The 15,260-nt window shown below is 59.6% G+C and carries 13 protein-coding genes and 3 tRNA genes; 6 read left to right on the top strand and 10 right to left on the bottom strand.

The genetic code is table 11. From position 1 onward, the window contains the following. Nucleotides 1-49: 49 nt before the first annotated feature. From HCI85_RS05365 to HCI85_RS05350, 4 genes are all read right to left on the bottom strand, one after another. Nucleotides 50-1,387 (bottom strand): sigma-54-dependent transcriptional regulator, encoded by a 1,338-nt coding sequence (locus HCI85_RS05365; RefSeq protein ID WP_090249359.1) that lies wholly within the window; start codon nucleotides 1,385-1,387, stop codon nucleotides 50-52. A gap of 2 nt (nucleotides 1,388-1,389) precedes the next feature. Beyond that, entirely contained in the window at nucleotides 1,390-2,979 is a 1,590-nt protein-coding gene (locus HCI85_RS05360; RefSeq protein WP_167142740.1) for a sensor histidine kinase, read from the bottom strand. After that, nucleotides 2,969-3,208 carry a PP0621 family protein gene (locus tag HCI85_RS20940; RefSeq protein ID WP_090249352.1) on the bottom strand — a complete coding sequence of 80 codons (240 nt, stop codon included), beginning with the start codon at nucleotides 3,206-3,208 and terminating at the stop codon, nucleotides 2,969-2,971. Before HCI85_RS20940 ends, HCI85_RS05360 begins: the two co-directional genes overlap by 11 nt. Nucleotides 3,209-3,418: 210 nt before the next feature. Beyond that, nucleotides 3,419-4,402: an outer membrane protein assembly factor BamD gene (locus tag HCI85_RS05350; protein ID WP_160085540.1), complete on the bottom strand. Its 984-nt coding sequence runs from the start codon at nucleotides 4,400-4,402 to the stop codon at nucleotides 3,419-3,421. Between the two features lie 147 nt (nucleotides 4,403-4,549). Between HCI85_RS05350 and rluD the strand changes: the two genes are divergently transcribed. The 3 genes from rluD (at nucleotide 4,550) to clpB (ending at nucleotide 9,027) form a co-directional block, all read left to right on the top strand. Continuing rightward, nucleotides 4,550-5,524, top strand: coding sequence for a 23S rRNA pseudouridine(1911/1915/1917) synthase RluD (gene rluD, locus HCI85_RS05345; RefSeq protein WP_160085539.1), 975 nt, complete (start codon nucleotides 4,550-4,552; stop codon nucleotides 5,522-5,524). Nucleotides 5,525-5,571: 47 nt separating this feature from the next. After that, the gene (gene pgeF, locus HCI85_RS05340; protein ID WP_167142737.1) at nucleotides 5,572-6,297 is read left to right on the top strand and encodes a peptidoglycan editing factor PgeF; all 726 of its coding nucleotides are present in this window, start codon (nucleotides 5,572-5,574) and stop codon (nucleotides 6,295-6,297) included. A 165-nt stretch (nucleotides 6,298-6,462) separates the two neighbouring features. Next, nucleotides 6,463-9,027, top strand: coding sequence for an ATP-dependent chaperone ClpB (gene clpB / locus HCI85_RS05335; protein WP_160085537.1), 2,565 nt, complete (start codon nucleotides 6,463-6,465; stop codon nucleotides 9,025-9,027). 83 nt (nucleotides 9,028-9,110) lie between these two features. Here the strand turns inward: clpB and HCI85_RS05330 are convergent, their stop codons facing one another. Together HCI85_RS05330 and HCI85_RS05325 are read right to left on the bottom strand one after the other, a co-directional pair. Continuing rightward, complete coding sequence (locus HCI85_RS05330; protein ID WP_090249340.1) at nucleotides 9,111-9,446, bottom strand: PilZ domain-containing protein; 336 nt, start codon at nucleotides 9,444-9,446, stop codon at nucleotides 9,111-9,113. Between the two features lie 9 nt (nucleotides 9,447-9,455). Continuing rightward, nucleotides 9,456-11,813, bottom strand: a complete 2,358-nt coding sequence (locus tag HCI85_RS05325; RefSeq protein WP_167142734.1) for a DUF1631 domain-containing protein — start codon at nucleotides 11,811-11,813, stop codon at nucleotides 9,456-9,458. A 212-nt stretch (nucleotides 11,814-12,025) separates the two neighbouring features. On the opposite strand from HCI85_RS05325, the gene HCI85_RS05320 reads away from it, so the two are divergent. The 3 genes from HCI85_RS05320 (at nucleotide 12,026) to HCI85_RS05310 (ending at nucleotide 12,268) form a co-directional block, all read left to right on the top strand. Then, nucleotides 12,026-12,101, top strand: a tRNA-Asn gene (locus tag HCI85_RS05320). Nucleotides 12,102-12,110: 9 nt separating this feature from the next. Continuing rightward, nucleotides 12,111-12,187: transfer RNA gene (locus HCI85_RS05315), tRNA-Pro, on the top strand. A 5-nt stretch (nucleotides 12,188-12,192) separates the two neighbouring features. Beyond that, nucleotides 12,193-12,268 (top strand) — tRNA-Lys (locus HCI85_RS05310). Nucleotides 12,269-12,432: 164 nt separating this feature from the next. Here the strand turns inward: HCI85_RS05310 and HCI85_RS05305 are convergent. The 4 genes from HCI85_RS05305 to HCI85_RS05290 form a co-directional block, all read right to left on the bottom strand. Continuing rightward, a complete protein-coding gene (locus HCI85_RS05305) occupies nucleotides 12,433-13,734 on the bottom strand; it encodes an NAD(P)/FAD-dependent oxidoreductase (RefSeq protein ID WP_167142731.1) in 1,302 nt (433 codons plus the stop codon). A gap of 63 nt (nucleotides 13,735-13,797) precedes the next feature. Continuing rightward, complete coding sequence (locus HCI85_RS05300) at nucleotides 13,798-13,971, bottom strand: DUF3094 family protein (protein WP_160085534.1); 174 nt, start codon at nucleotides 13,969-13,971, stop codon at nucleotides 13,798-13,800. A gap of 81 nt (nucleotides 13,972-14,052) precedes the next feature. Then, nucleotides 14,053-14,547, bottom strand: coding sequence for an MOSC domain-containing protein (locus HCI85_RS05295; RefSeq protein WP_167142728.1), 495 nt, complete (start codon nucleotides 14,545-14,547; stop codon nucleotides 14,053-14,055). Then, nucleotides 14,544-15,173: a DUF1780 domain-containing protein gene (locus tag HCI85_RS05290; RefSeq protein ID WP_167142724.1), complete on the bottom strand. Its 630-nt coding sequence runs from the start codon at nucleotides 15,171-15,173 to the stop codon at nucleotides 14,544-14,546. Before HCI85_RS05290 ends, HCI85_RS05295 begins: the two co-directional genes overlap by 4 nt. Nucleotides 15,174-15,260 lie beyond the last annotated feature (87 nt).

Below are 15,260 nucleotides of genomic sequence, written 5' to 3'. Positions count from 1 at the left end.
CTCGGGAAGGGGCTCGCGGCTAAAGCCCCTCCCGTAATGAATGCTTGCGTTAGTCGATGCCGAGCTTTTTTAGCCGATAGCGCATCGAGCGAAAACTCAGGCCCAGGCGCTGAGCAGCGGCGGTGCGGTTCCAGCGGGTTTCTTCCAGAGCTTGCATGATTAGTTTGCGTTCGATGGCTTCCAGGTAGTCTTCCAGATTATCGATCTGTGCGAGGTTGGCTTCGCCGTTCTCGCTGATCGGCACGCTGTCGGCCAGGCGCAGGTCGCTGGTGGTGATGCGATCGTCTTCGCACAGGGTGTAGGCGCGCTCGAGCATGTTCTCCAGCTCGCGCACGTTGCCCGGAAAGCGGTAGCTTTTGAGTTTTTCCAGCGCGTCGTCATCCAGCTTGGCTGGGCTGAGGCCTGTGCCCTCGGCCAGGCGCTTGAGCATGATGCCTGCTAGCAGGGCAATGTCTTCGCGGCGCTCGCGCAGAGCGGGTACGCGCAGTTCGATCACGTTAAGGCGGTAATACAGGTCCTGGCGGAAGCGTCCGGCCGCGACCTCCCCGGCCAGATCCTTGTGGGTGGCGCAGAGGATGCGTACATCGACGATCAACTCCTGCTGGCCGCCCACTGCGCGTACGGCTTTTTCCTGAATCGCGCGTAGCAATTTAACTTGCATTGGCAGTGGCAGGTCGGCGACCTCGTCGAGGAACAGCGTGCCGCCGTTGGCTGCTTGAAACAGGCCTTGTTTGTCTTCGATGGCGCCGGTAAAGCTGCCTTTTTTATGACCGAAAAACTCGCTTTCCATCAGCTCGGTGGGGATGGCGCCGCAGTTGACCGGGATAAAGGGCTGATCGCCACGTGAGCCTTGCTCGTGGATCAGGCGGGCGACCAGCTCCTTGCCGCTGCCAGACTCGCCGCTTATGTACACCGGTGCTTGGCTACGTGCGAGCTTGAGTATCTGCTTGCGCATGGCCTTCATCGGCGGTGAGTCGCCGAGCAGGCGGCTGTCAACGGGCAACTCTTCGCCATCGGCGCTGCGCAGACGCAGGGCGGCTGCGACCAGTTCACGTAGGCGGCCGAGGTCCACCGGCTTGGTCAGAAAGTCGAATGCGCCAGCTTTCAACGCATTGATCGCGGTGTCCAGGCTGCCGTAAGCGGTGATCATCGCCACGGGCACTTGCGGGTGGCGCAGCAGAATGTGTTGTACCAGCTCAAGGCCCGTACCGTCAGGTAGGCGCATGTCGGTCAGGCACAGGTCGAATGGCTCCTTCGCCAGCCATTCGCGGGCTTCCTTGACGTTGCGCGCGCTTCGGGTGTCGAGCTTCATGCGCCCCAGGGTGATTTCCAGGAGTTCGCGAATATCCGGTTCGTCATCGACGATCAAGGCTCTCTGGCGGGTCATGGTCAGCTCAGTTTGCGCGGGTGGGCGAAGGTGATGCGTAGGCAGCTGCCGCCACCGTCACGCAGTTTATAGTCGAGGCGTGCCTGGTTGCTTTCGCACAGCTCGCGGGAAATATACAGGCCCAGGCCGGTGCCCTTGTTTTCTGTGGTGTAGAACGGTTCGAACAAGTGGTGCAGTTGCTCCTCGGCAACGCCAGGGCCATCGTCCAATACCTCGAGTACCGGTAGCTCGCTTTCCGGGTCGCGGAACAGCTTTAGCCAGACTTGGCCCTGCTTGTTCTTTTGTGCGCTGTAGCGCAGGCCATTCTCCACCAGATTGCTCAGCACCTGTGTGAGCTGGTGCGGGTCCATTCGAGTTTGAATGCTGCCGCTGCTGGTTTCTAGGTGGAGTGTCTGCCCGGGAGCTGCACTGCTGCGGAATTCACTGGCGAAGCGGTGCAGCCAATACTTCAGGTCGAGCAGTTGTGGTTCGGCCTGGCGCCGTCGCGACAGTTGCAGGACGTTCTCGATCACCAGGTTCATTCGTCGCGAGTGATCCTGGATGATCTGCGCCAGGCGCAGGTCCGGACCTTCCAGCTCTTCGGATTCCTGCAGCAGTTGTGCTGCGTGGCTGATTGCGCCCAGGGGGTTGCGAATCTCATGGGCGATACCCGCTGTGAGGCGGCCCAGTGAGGCGAGTTTGAGCTGCTGCGCCTGCTGAGCGATCTGTGAGATGTCGTCGAGAAAAATCAGGGTGTGTTTATACTCGCCGCGCTGCAGAGCAATAAAGCTAGGTTGCAGCACTCGGCCATCGGGGGCGGCTTGTAAGCTGGCGGGGCGCAGGCTGGGGTTGTGCGACCATTGCTGCATGCGTTTGATCAGCTCGGGGCAGTGCGGGTCGAGAATCTTGCCATTCAGGTCCGCGTGCCCTAGCAGGTGGTTGGCGCCTTGGTTGGCCAGCAGCACGCGGTGCAGCTCGTCGAGCACCAGAATCCCGGTACGCATCCGTTGCAGGATCAGGGCGTTCAGCGCCTCCAGGTTTGCAACATCCGCTGCACGTTGCTCGGCCAGGCTTTCGCTGACTTGCAGCCGGCGTGTCAGTCCCTGCACAAACAATGCAGCAGCGAAGCAAAGCGCGCCAAGTGCGCCAGCCTGCACGTACTGTGCGGCAGCAGCCGGTCGGCTGAGGCTGAGGTAAAAGGTCAGGTAGATCATGCCTGTTGCGGCGACTGCGGCAATCAGCAGGCCTATACGTCCGCGCAACAGGATGTTGGCGATCGCGACGGCGACAATCAGCAGGTTGCCGATGCCGCTGGGGGGGCCGCCGGCGGCATAGAACAACCCGGAAAGCAGAATCACATCGACCAATGCGAGACTGAATATCTGCGCCAGGCGCTTGGGGCGTCGAACGGTTGCGATGATCAGGACGTTGAGGGCGAGGTAAACCCAGCTGCCATTACGGAAAAGTGCCGGGTGCATCATGTCCAGCAGTTGAGCGTCGAGGTCGCTGGAGATCAGCAGCGCCAGGGTAATGCCGATTACCAGGCGGTAGAGGTGATAGAGCCGCAGGATTCGCCAGCTTTGCTCCCCGCTCAGGGGGAAATCAGCGCTCACCGGATTGCGGGCCTTGTTCTAGGTGCGTTTGGCTGCAAAACCACTGTTCATCTTTAGCCAGTGCATGACTGCGGGGTACATGAGTGCCGCAGTGTGCACAGCGAACCATTGGGGCTGCACCAGTGTTGCGGTCTTCGGGGCGTGCAGTTGGCGTGCGAGTAAAGCGCCGCCACAGCCAAAACGCGGCCGCAATGATGGCAATCCAGAACAATAAGCGGAACAGGCCCATGGTGCTCTCTTTCTATCGGTAGGCGGGCAGTTTAGCTAAGCCGTTTGCGTGCGCCCAGTCTTGAAGCTGTGCGCTGAATGCCGTTTCTTGCGTCGATTGGCGAAGCGAGCAGTGTTGTTTGGTTTACGGCAGGCCTGCCTCGTAGTCCCTGCAGTCGCCCCAATAAAAAAGGGAGGCATCGGGCCTCCCTTTTTTATTACCTATTTTGACTTAGTCGAACAGGCCAAAGGTCAGGTAGCTGAACCAGGAACGGCTCGGTTTTTCTTCGCTGGTGCCGGCCTTGAGGTCATCCGGGATTTGTTCTTCTGCATCTTCGTACTGGCGAATCACATCCTGGCTGGCGCGGGTTTCACCCGGTGGCAGTGGGGTGTCAGTTTCAATCAGGCCCAAGGTCGCCTTGGCCAGCCAGGAGCGACTGTCGGCTTCTTCTTCGCGCGGAACAAACTGGCCATCGACCAGGCTTGGGTGGTCCGGGTAGTTGAGCTTGAGGGTTTCCAGGCTGGTAGCCGCCAGGTCATCCAGAGTCAGGCGCTGATAGGCCTCGGTCATCACGGCCAAGCCATCGCCGACGGCGGGTGTTTCCTGGAAGTTTTCCACAACATAGCGGCCACGGTTCGCGGCGGCCACATAAGCATTACGGGTTAGATAGTAATGCGCCACGTGGATCTCGTAGGCGGCGAGCAGGTTGCGCAGGTAGATCATGCGCTGCTTGGCGTCGGGCGCGTAGCGGCTGGTCGGGAAGCGGCTGGTGAGCTGGGCGAACTCATTGTAAGAGTCGCGGGCGGCGCCCGGGTCGCGCTTGGTCATGTCCAGCGGAACGAAGCGGGCAATCAGGCCGCGGTCCTGGTCAAACGAAGCCAGGCCTTTGAGGTAGTAGGCGTAGTCAACATTGGCGTGCTGCGGGTGCAGGCGGATAAAACGGTCCGCCGCGGACTTGGCTGCTTCAGGCTCAACGTTCTTGTAGTAAGCGTAGATCAGCTCCAGCTGCGCTTGCTCGGCATAACGGCCGAACGGGTAGCGCGACTCCAGTGCCTTGAGCTTGGCGACGGCGCTGGTGTAGCTACTATTATCCAGGTCGGCCTGTGCCTGCTGGTAGAGTTCGGTCTCGCTCAGGTTTTCGTCGACCACCTCTTTCGATGAGCAGGCGGCAGTGAGGGCGAGGATTGCGATCAGCAGCAGGTGTTTCACTTGCATGGCGGCTTGCGTCCCTGTGACGGCGGCTGTCTTGAGCAAAGCCGTCCTGTTATGATGAGCGCCCCCGGTACCCCTGGGGCAAAGACGCCGTATTTAACCACAAGCGTGTAGCCGAAACCAAAAGCTATGCCCCCTCTGTTGCCGAGCATGTCCTCTATTAATAAGCAGATCATTGAACTGAACGCCGAGGTGCCCTATGAAATGGGCGGTCAACGCCTCGATCAAGTCGCCGCACTCCTGTTCGCCGAGCACTCGCGTTCGCGTCTGTCTGCCTGGATCAAAGAGGGTCTGCTGACCGTCGATGGTGAGGTGTTGCGCCCGCGCGACATCGTCCATGGCGGTGCACTGCTGGCGTTGAACGCCGAGCAGGAAGCCCAGGGCGAATGGATCGCCCAGGACATCGCGCTAAACATCGTCTACGAAGACGAACAGATTCTGGTGATCGACAAACCGGCTGGTCTGGTTGTGCATCCGGCTGCCGGGCATGCCGATGGCACCCTGCTTAACGCTTTACTGCACCACGTGCCGGATATTATCAATGTGCCGCGTGCCGGCATCGTGCACCGTCTGGATAAAGACACCACTGGCCTGATGGTGGTGGCCAAAACCATCGAGGCGCAGACCCGTTTGGTCGATCAGTTGCAGAAGCGTTCGGTCAGCCGTATCTACGAGTGCATCGTGATTGGCGTGATCACCTCCGGCGGCAAGATCAACGCGCCGATTGGCCGCAGCTCCTCGCAGCGTCAGCGCATGGCGGTGAGCGATGGTGGCAAACCGGCGGTCAGCCATTATCGGGTGCTGGAGCGTTATCGCTCGCACACCCATGCGCGAGTCAAGCTGGAAACTGGCCGTACTCACCAGATTCGCGTGCACATGAGCCATATCGGTTATCCGTTGGTGGGCGATCCGGTCTACGGTGGGCGCTTCCGCATCCCTCCGGCCGCCAATCCAAGCATGGTGCAAACCCTCAAGGAGTTCCCGCGTCAGGCCTTGCATGCGCGTTTCCTGGAGTTGGATCATCCGATCACCGGTGAGCGCATGAAGTGGCAGTCGCCATTGCCGGATGACTTTGTCTGGTTGCTGACGCTGCTGCGTCAGGACCGTGAAGCGTTTATCGGCTGAGCGCGGCCTGACTAACGCGAGTGGCGAATAGGGAGCAGGGTGACAGGATGCACGATTGGCTAACACCACAATGGCCCGCGCCAGCAAGAGTCAAAACCAGCGTCACGACCCGCAGTGGTGGTGTCAGTGTTGCGCCGTTCGATAGCTGCAATCTGGGCGAGCATGTTGGCGACGAACCAAAGGCCGTGCTGAAAAACCGTCAGCGATTGGTCAGCCTGCTCGGCTGCAAGCCCGCCTGGTTACAGCAGGTGCATGGTGTTGCAGTGGTTGAGGCCAACCCTGCTCTGGTACTTGAAGCCGACGCCAGTTGGACGAAAAAGCCAGGTATCGCCTGCACAGTAATGACCGCCGACTGCCTGCCCGTGCTGTTCTGTGATCGAGCCGGCACCCGTGTTGCGGCAGCTCATGCTGGCTGGCGTGGCCTGGCTGCCGGGGTACTTGAAGCCACCCTGGATCAATTGGCAGTGCCGACAGATCAGGTGCTGGTCTGGTTGGGGCCAGCGATTGGTCCGCAGGCCTTCGAAGTGGGCGGTGAGGTGCGTGAGGCCTTTGTTGCTCAGCATGCGCAAGCCGCGTCAGCATTCCAGCCCAGCGTCAATGTGGGCAAATTTATGGCTGATATCTACCAGCTGGCGCGTATTCGTCTGGCCGCCTGTGGCGTTGACGCGGTGTACGGCGGTGATTTCTGCACCTTCAACGATCCACGTTTCTTCTCCTATCGCCGTTCTGCGCAAACCGGGCGCTTTGCCAGCCTGATCTGGTTGGTTAACTGATCCTCGCGTGCCGCAGCTGCGGCACTGTTGCGGCAAATGATCCAGGTCAACGCCGCTCGGCTTGAAACCCGCACAATCGTCCTCATCTACTCTTCATCTCGCAGGCTTTCTGTTTGGGTGCGATTCAGTGCGCCGGCCTGCCATCACCACGAGGGTTGATTGTTTATGCGTATTGATCGTTTAACCAGCAAGTTGCAACTCGCGCTCTCCGATGCGCAGTCCCTGGCCGTTGGTCTGGACCATGCGGCCATTGAGCCGCTGCACCTGATGCAGGCATTGCTCGAACAGCAGGGCGGCTCGATCAAGCCGCTGCTGATGCAGGTCGGTTTTGATGTCAACAGCCTGCGCCTGGCTTTGGGCAAGGAGCTGGATCAGCTGGGCAAAATCCAGAACCCATCCGGCGACGTCAATCTGTCGCAGGACCTGGCGCGTCTGCTCAATCAGGCTGATCGCTTGTCGCAGCAGAAGGGCGACCAATTTATCTCCAGCGAGCTGGTGCTGCTGGCTGCGATGGATGAGAACACAAAGCTGGGCAAGCTGTTGCTTGGTCAGGGCGTTAGCCGCAAGGCGCTGGAAAATGCCGTGACCAACCTGCGCGGCGGCGATGCGGTAAATGACCCGAACGTCGAGGAAAATCGCCAGGCCCTGGATAAATACACCGTCGACCTGACCAAGCGTGCCGAAGAAGGCAAGCTCGACCCGGTAATCGGTCGTGACGACGAGATTCGCCGCACAATTCAGGTCTTGCAGCGCCGCACCAAGAACAATCCGGTGCTGATCGGCGAACCGGGTGTCGGTAAAACTGCGATTGCCGAAGGCCTGGCCCAGCGCATCGTCAATGGCGAGGTGCCGGATGGCCTGAAGGATAAGCGCCTGCTGTCGTTGGATATGGGCGCGCTGATCGCGGGTGCCAAGTTCCGCGGCGAGTTTGAGGAGCGCCTGAAGGCGGTGCTCAATGAGCTGAGCAAGCAGGAAGGGCGGATCATCCTGTTTATCGATGAGTTGCACACCATGGTCGGCGCCGGCAAAGGCGAGGGCTCGATGGACGCTGGCAATATGCTCAAGCCATCGCTGGCGCGCGGCGAGCTGCACTGCGTCGGCGCGACCACGCTCAACGAATATCGCCAGTACATCGAGAAAGATGCGGCGCTGGAGCGGCGCTTTCAGAAGGTGCTGGTGGATGAGCCGAGCGAAGAAGATACCATCGCTATCCTGCGTGGACTTAAAGAACGCTACGAGGTGCACCACAAGGTGGCCATCACTGACGGTGCGATCATTGCAGCGGCCAAGTTGTCGCACCGCTACATCACCGATCGTCAGTTGCCGGACAAGGCCATCGACCTGATCGACGAAGCGGCCAGCCGCATTCGTATGGAAATCGATTCCAAGCCTGAGGTGCTCGACCGCCTTGAGCGGCGGCTGATTCAGCTCAAGGTTGAAGCCCAGGCGTTGAAGAAAGAAGACGACGAAGCGGCGATCAAGCGCCTGGCCAAGCTTAACGAAGACATTGCGCGGCTGGAGCGTGAATACGCTGATCTGGAGGAAATCTGGAAGTCTGAGAAGGCTGAGGTGCAAGGCTCCGCGCAGATCCAGCAGAAGATCGAGCAGGCTCGGCAAGAGCTTGAGGCGGCGCGGCGCAAGGGGGATCTCAACCGCATGGCCGAGCTGCAGTACGGGATTATTCCGGACCTGGAGCGCAGCCTGCAGATGGTCGATCAGCACGGTAAAAGCGAGAACCAGTTGCTGCGTAGCAAGGTCACCGAGGAAGAAATCGCCGAAGTGGTATCGAAGTGGACCGGTATTCCGGTAAGCAAGATGCTCGAAGGCGAGCGCGACAAACTGCTGAAAATGGAAGGTCTGCTGCATCAGCGGGTGATCGGTCAGAACGAAGCTGTAGTTGCTGTGGCTAACGCCGTGCGGCGCTCCCGCGCCGGGTTGTCCGACCCGAATCGGCCAAGTGGTTCGTTCCTCTTCCTTGGTCCAACCGGGGTCGGTAAAACCGAACTGTGCAAGGCGTTGGCTGAGTTTCTGTTCGATACCGAAGAGGCGTTGGTGCGTATCGACATGTCCGAGTTTATGGAGAAGCACTCCGTGGCGCGGCTGATCGGGGCGCCGCCGGGTTATGTCGGTTACGAAGAGGGCGGTTATTTAACCGAGGCGGTACGCCGTAAGCCTTATTCGGTGATCCTGCTGGATGAGGTGGAAAAGGCGCATCCAGACGTGTTCAACGTGCTGTTGCAGGTGCTTGAAGATGGTCGTCTGACTGACAGCCATGGCCGCACCGTGGATTTCAAGAACACCGTAATCGTGATGACCTCCAACCTTGGCTCCTCGCAGATTCAGGAGCTGGTCGGTGATCGTGAGGCACAGCGCGCAGCTGTGATGGATGCGGTGGGCACACACTTCCGTCCGGAATTTATCAACCGGATTGATGAGGTGGTGATCTTCGAGCCGCTGGCCCGCGACCAGATTGCGGGTATCGCACAAATCCAGCTGAGCCGTTTGCGTCAGCGTCTGGCTGAGCGTGAGCTGAGCCTGGAGTTGTCCGATGAGGCCTTGGATAAGCTGATCGCCGTTGGTTACGACCCGGTCTATGGTGCTCGCCCGCTCAAGCGTGCCGTGCAGCGCTGGATCGAAAACCCCTTGGCCCAGCTGATTCTGGCCGGCAAGTTCGCCCCAGGCAGCAGTGTGACAGGCAAGGTTGAGGGGGATGAAATCGTCTTTGGTTAAACGCTGTCGGCCACAATAGGGCTGCAAAATAAAAAACACCCCGGTTCAGTTCGCGCTGACCGGGGTGTTTTTATTGGGGTGGATTACAGGTGCTTGAGCAGGACTTCCAGTGCGGCAGCCTGGTCTTCTGCCAGGTCAATGATGTGAAAGCCGGCCCAGCAGTGCTGGCCGTCGGCGCCAGGACGACTCCACAGGCAATCAGCGCCGAGGGTGATTTCACAGACGCCCTCTACCGGTTGCTCACTCACTAGGCGGCACTCCACCAACTCGTCGGCGGCCAGCGGCGTATCGCTAAACAACATAAAGCCGTCGGCGGACAGGTCGACCACGCGGCCCAGGCGTTGTCCCGTGTGTAGGTCGAAGACTTCCAGCTGCACTTCGGCGTTATGCCGGCTGTGCAGGCGACGTTCGTCATCCATAGGAGTTCCTTATTCTTGAGGCTCAGCCGTGCGCCCGGTAAAACGCTGGAGCACGCGGTAAATGGCGGTAAGGGCACGGTCCACCAGTGGTGCACCTCGTTCGGGGGTGACGATGCGCGCCAGCCCTTGTTCCATTTCAGTGGCCAGCTGGGTGAGTGGCTTGATTGCTACGCGCTGGCCGCTCTGGTCGACAAACATGTAGTTGCGAGTTGTTGGGCTGAACCAGGACAACTTGAGTGTGCGCACCTGCTCGCCATTGACGAACTCGAACCAGGTGCCGAATTCGATATGTCCCAGTTCTTTAGCCAGCGCCAGCGCGCGCGTCGAGAGTGTTGATTCGCGTGGTGCCAGAGTGGCCAGCGCGGCGTCTTCACCGAGCATGGCGCCGAGTGGGCTCTCGGGCAGGATGGGTTTGAGCTGGGCGGCCACTTGTGGCTGTTTGGCCTGTACGGCATGTTGGCAGGCCACGAGGTCCTGCAGCAGCCGGCGGATGCCGTCTTCGTGGTAGCCGCCCAGCAGCTCCAGGCCTTTGCGCAGGTCTTCGAGCAGCGGTACGCGTAATTTCTGCAGGCGCTCACGGCCGGCGTCGTCAAGCAGGGTGCCACTCCAGGCCAGTTGCTCGGCCGCTTCGCAGGCGCGCTGCCATTCCGGGCTCTGCTCACCATTGCGCAGCAGTACAAAGACCAGTACGTCCGCCCAGGTTAGTTCGAGGAAGTTGCGGATGATGGTCGGCGGTTGACGATTATTCAGGCTGTTGGCGATCACTTCGACTGCATGCTGACGAGCGCCAAGCAGTTTGTCGCGGCCTTTTGCCGCTTCTACTGCACGGCGCTCGCGCAGCTCGACCTTATGGCGGAGTGTCGCAACGAATTCGTTGAACTCCTCCAGTAGGTTGTTAAACAGTTGCAGGTCGCCGAAAAAATCGTGGATAACCCGCTCAACCACCCACTGCATTTTGGCCAGCAGGCCGCGTTCGTCGCCTTCCCCGCCATACAGAACACCTGCTTGGGCCATGGCATTGAGCAGGCGCCGGGCCGGGTGGTGGTGCTGGGTGAACAGCGCTTTGTCCTGCAGTGCCACTTTCAGGTAGGGCGTATGCAGGTGGGATAGGGTGGTCTTGCAGGTATCCGGCAGGTTGTCGTCGTCGAGGATAAAGTCGAACAGCATGCCGACCAGGTCGATCACGTCGGCTTCCTGGTCAGAAACCTTCTGCTGGCCCGGTAGCTCGCTGTGCGCCTCTAGCTGCTGTTGCAAATCCGCCTTGAGGCCCTCTACCTGCTGCGGGCGACTCAGCCGCTGCGACAGGTCGTTGGCTGATTGTTGCTGCATGCGATTCAGCGCATCCAGCAGTGCGGACGCGCTGTAGGTGCTGGTCGCTTCGCGCGGTGTGAAGCTGGCAATGCTGCGTGTTCCGCCAAGGAGTGGCGCGTCAATGTCGCGCTGGCGGTGTTCGCCCAGTAGTGTCGCCAGGCTGCCGAGCAATTCCAGGGGGTCACTCGGTGGTGGGCCGCTGAGGTCTGTAGTGACAGGCTTGTAGGGTTGCCCTGGCGCTGGAGTCGAAGGTGTGCCTGTCGGGCTATGACTTGTAGTGGCACTGCCTTCAGGTGCTTGCTCTGCCGGCGCGGCAGTCGAGGCTTTAGGTCGCAGCAGTGGGTTGTTGCGCTGCGCGGTGTACTTCAAATTTGGCAGCACGCCTGCATCGATCAGGCGTTGATTCAATGCGGTATAGATACTGTCCAGGCTCTGCATCACATGCGTATCAAACAACGTATAAAGGATGACCTTTATACGAAGCGGAAACGGGCAGGGCGTCAGGGCATCGCGAAACGCCTGGGCAATCATCTGCGGGCCAAAGGGATTGATGTCCTCCCCCAGCTTCTGGCCGTTATTAAGGAGTGCCAGGCGTTGTTCCAGAGCAAACAGTGATTGCGCGCATCGCGCCTTGACCCGGCTGACCATATTGGTGACTTGCAGGCTTTCTTCATAATCCTCGTTTTGCACCAGCGCCATGTGCTCAGCGTCCAGCTTGCTGGTGCTGGGTGGTGGCTTGAGTTTGCCTTCGAGGAAATCGGAGAAATTCTGTGCAATTTGCTGATGATAGCTGCGTTCAATCTGCGGACGCTGCCGGCGAATCTCGCGCATGTTGTCGAAGAACAGGGTTTGCACCTGATTGTTCTCGGCTTTTTCGGCGCATTCGAACAGCGTGTCGTCGACCTGGGCAAAGACCCCCGTCAGGTGTTCAGCCAGGCGGTTCATCACTAGTTTTCGACAGCTTTGCACCAAATCGCCGAAGCGTGGCTGGATGCCACGGCTGGCAAGGGTGTGCGTTGAGCCGGGTGGATTTGGCGGTGTGCCCTGGTTACTCATGGACTTTCCTGGCTGGAGCCTTACGGCTTGTGCGTCCTGCAATGAATACAGACCTAGTGAAGATATAGCAGCCGCTCACGCAGCTGCAAATCATTGTACTAAAAGCAATTTAAGGGGTTGACAGGCGCGCGCGGAAACGTAAAATGGCGCGCCTCAGACACGGGAAACGACTTAATAACCGGATCCAGTTTCTGAGAACGGAAGCAAGTAGTTCCGCGATAGCTCAGTCGGTAGAGCAAATGACTGTTAATCATTGGGTCCCAGGTTCGAGTCCTGGTCGCGGAGCCAATCTTTCATCGGGGTATAGCGCAGTCCGGTAGCGCGCCTGCTTTGGGAGCAGGATGTCGGGAGTTCGAATCCCCCTACCCCGACCATTTTTGGGTCGTTAGCTCAGTTGGTAGAGCAGTTGGCTTTTAACCAATTGGTCGTAGGTTCGAATCCCACACGACCCACCATTTCAAGCATGCTTGAATGATAAAAAACCCGCCTAGTGCGGGTTTTTTATTGCCTGCGATTTATCTCGACCTCCATTCTTTGGCGGATTTAAACGCAAGAACTGGCCATGTCGCACATGGTGCTGGGCGACCGTGGCGAGTTCCTGCGGATAGGGTTGAGCCAATCAATGCAGCTTTAGACGCGGCTCGGTGCTGCGGCCGATGCGGTCGCCAAGCATCATCAGCAGTGTGCGGGTGACGCCGTATAGAGCGATCTGGTGCATGCGGTAGAGCGATACATAGAACATCCTGGCCAGCCAGCCTTCGAGCATAACGCTGCCGGTCAAGTTGCCCATCAGGTTGCCGACCGCCGAGAAGGTCGACAACGAGATCAGCGAGCCGTAATCCCGGTAGCGGTATTCCGGCAGCGCCTTGCCCTCGATGCGTAGCTTAAGTGATTTGCCCAGTAGCGAGGCTTGCTGGTGCGCCGCTTGCGCCCGCGGCGGCACGTTGCGTCCTCCGCTGCCCGGCTGCGGGCAGGCGGCGCAGTCGCCGAAGGCAAAAATGTTGTCGTCCAGGGTGGTCTGCAGCGTCAGGCGCACCTGCAATTGGTTGATGCGATTACTTTCCAGGCCATCCAGCTCCTTAAGGAAGTCAGGTGCGCGAATCCCCGCCGCCCAGACTTTCAAGGTGGCTGGGATGACTTGGCCTTGTGCGGTATGCAGCGCCTCGCGAGTGACCTGGCTGACGGCTGCGCCGGTGAGGACGGTTACGCCGAGTTTCTCCAGGGTCTTATGCACGGGCTGGCTGATCCGTTCCGGCAGGGCAGGCAAGACCCGGGGGCCGGCTTCAATCAGGGTGATGCGCATGTTTTCCGGGCTGATCCGATCCAAGCCGTAGGCCGCCAGTTCGCGTGCGGCATGGTGCAGTTCGGCGGCCAGTTCAACGCCTGTTGCGCCGGCGCCGACGATGGCGATGTTGATTAGCTCGGTAGCTGCGCTTTGGCTGGCATGGGCGCGCAGGTAGTGGCTGAGCAGCTGGTGGTGGAAGCGCTCGGCCTGCTCGCGGGTGTCGAGAAACAGGCAGTGCTCGGCGGCGCCCGACGTTCCGAAGTCATTGGTGGTACTTCCCACAGCAATAACCAGGCTGTCATAGCTGAGCTCGCGCGCAGGCATGAGCACCTGCCCCTGATCATCCAGGGTGGCAGCAAGGCTGATACGTTTTTCTGCGCGATTGAGGTCGCACATCCGCCCCAGTTGGAATTCGAAGTGATTCCATTTGGCTTGCGCCACGTAGTTGAGTTCATCACCTGAGGAGTTCAGCGAGCCCGCGGCCACTTCATGCAGCAGCGGTTTCCAGATGTGGGTCAGGTTGGCGTCAACCAGGGTGATCTTGGCTTGGCTGCGTTTACCCAGGGTTCTACCCAGGCGGGTAGCAAGCTCCAGTCCGCCGGCGCCGCCGCCGACAATTACGATTTGATGAGTCATCAGACACGCTCACAAGGCTTTTAAGAAAAAGTGGCGAGTCGCAGTGGGCGAGCGCTAAGCAGCTCATAGCACCAGTCGACTCAGAAGACGGCTCAGCACACCCAGACCAATCGTGACCATTACGATGATCAGCAGCAGTCGCCAGACTTTGAACGGCTGGCGCTCGACCTGATGTTGCGGAGCGCTAAGGTATTGCTCGACACGTTTTTGATCATCAGGATTCAGGCGACTGGACATGCGTGCCTCGAATTAAGGGGCCGGTTGGCAATTGATGGGATCGATTGCAGGCTGAAGTGCTGGGCATTCTAGCCGCGCGACTTATAAAGGCTCAACGCGCAGGGCGTCATTCAAGCGAATAATGCCCCCTTGTAGCACGCGCGCGGTAATTCCGCCGTGGCCGCGCATGGCCTGAAAGGTACCAAGCCCTAAGCGTTCCTCCAGCTTGGCGCAGGGTTGGCACCAGCCGGTGGTTTCCAGTATCGCCTGGCCGAGGCGGAAGCGTCGGCCCTTGAGGCTGAATAGGTTGATGCCACTTATGGCGATATTGCGCCGCAGTTCAATCGGGTTGATCGGCTGTTCGGTAGGGCGACCCATTAAGGCGCTTATCACCGCGAGGTGTTCCCATTGAATTAGGGTGACTTGCCTGGCATTGCGCGGCCCCGGCCGGCTGTGGTCGCCGGTGAGGCCTGCTTCACGGCGCGCTTCCACGGCGTCCAATTCAATCATCGTTGCTCGCGATGCGGTGCGCACGCCTATCCAGCGTACACAGCCTTGCTGAGGTACGGCGGCAAGCAGTTCATGCAGAGGACTCACAGGCTGATACCTACATCGAAAAGTATGCTGCGACCGAGGTTGTGGCGCAGAAAGTCGGGTGCGCTCGGGTGGGCGAACAGCACGCGGGCAAAAGTCGGGCCGACCAGTGATAGCGAGCGCCATCCTTGGCGGAGAAACTCGGTCGGTGGTGGAAAGTGGCTGTTGAAGTCTGGCACGGCGCGCTTCAGGTTGACGTAGGCGAGCAAGTCCAGCTCGCCCAGGTCGAGGCCGCGCTCTTTATAGTTGTGGGCTTTTTTGCGCAGGGTGGGCGTCAGCCGCTGTTGCAGTTCAGCTGCGGCAATGCGCCGTGGTTTGGTTTCGCGCCGCACCAGTTGGCTGAGGGAAAACGCACTGCGTCGCCGTTCCAGTTCGGCACGCCATTCATCATTCAGGCGACGGCCTTCGTCGAGGACGAAGAACACTTCAAAGCTGGCCTCGCGGAACAATACGTCGGGTGGTTCATGGTTGGCGGCGCTGAATTCATCCAGGCGGTGGTTGACGTTCAAGGCCTGCAGCAGGCGCTGGCAGACCCAGCGCTCGCGCTCCCACTTGCGCGCGTTGGAGAGAAAGGCATTGGCTTGTTCGGCCTGGTGCGTCAGCAGGCGCAAATAGTCTGAGTCATCCATAGGCTCAGCTTAGCCTGCGCGATTGGGTTGTTGGTACCCCTCTGCGGCGGTTGTTGCGTGCTTTTCATGTGTTGCTGGAGCCCGCAG

This window comes from Pseudomonas sp. OTU750018 (assembly GCF_011636575.1).
Classification (GTDB): domain Bacteria; phylum Pseudomonadota; class Gammaproteobacteria; order Pseudomonadales; family Pseudomonadaceae; genus Aquipseudomonas; species Aquipseudomonas peli.
Note: the sequence above shows the minus strand (reverse complement) of the source record. Positions and strands in the feature narration are given on the sequence as shown.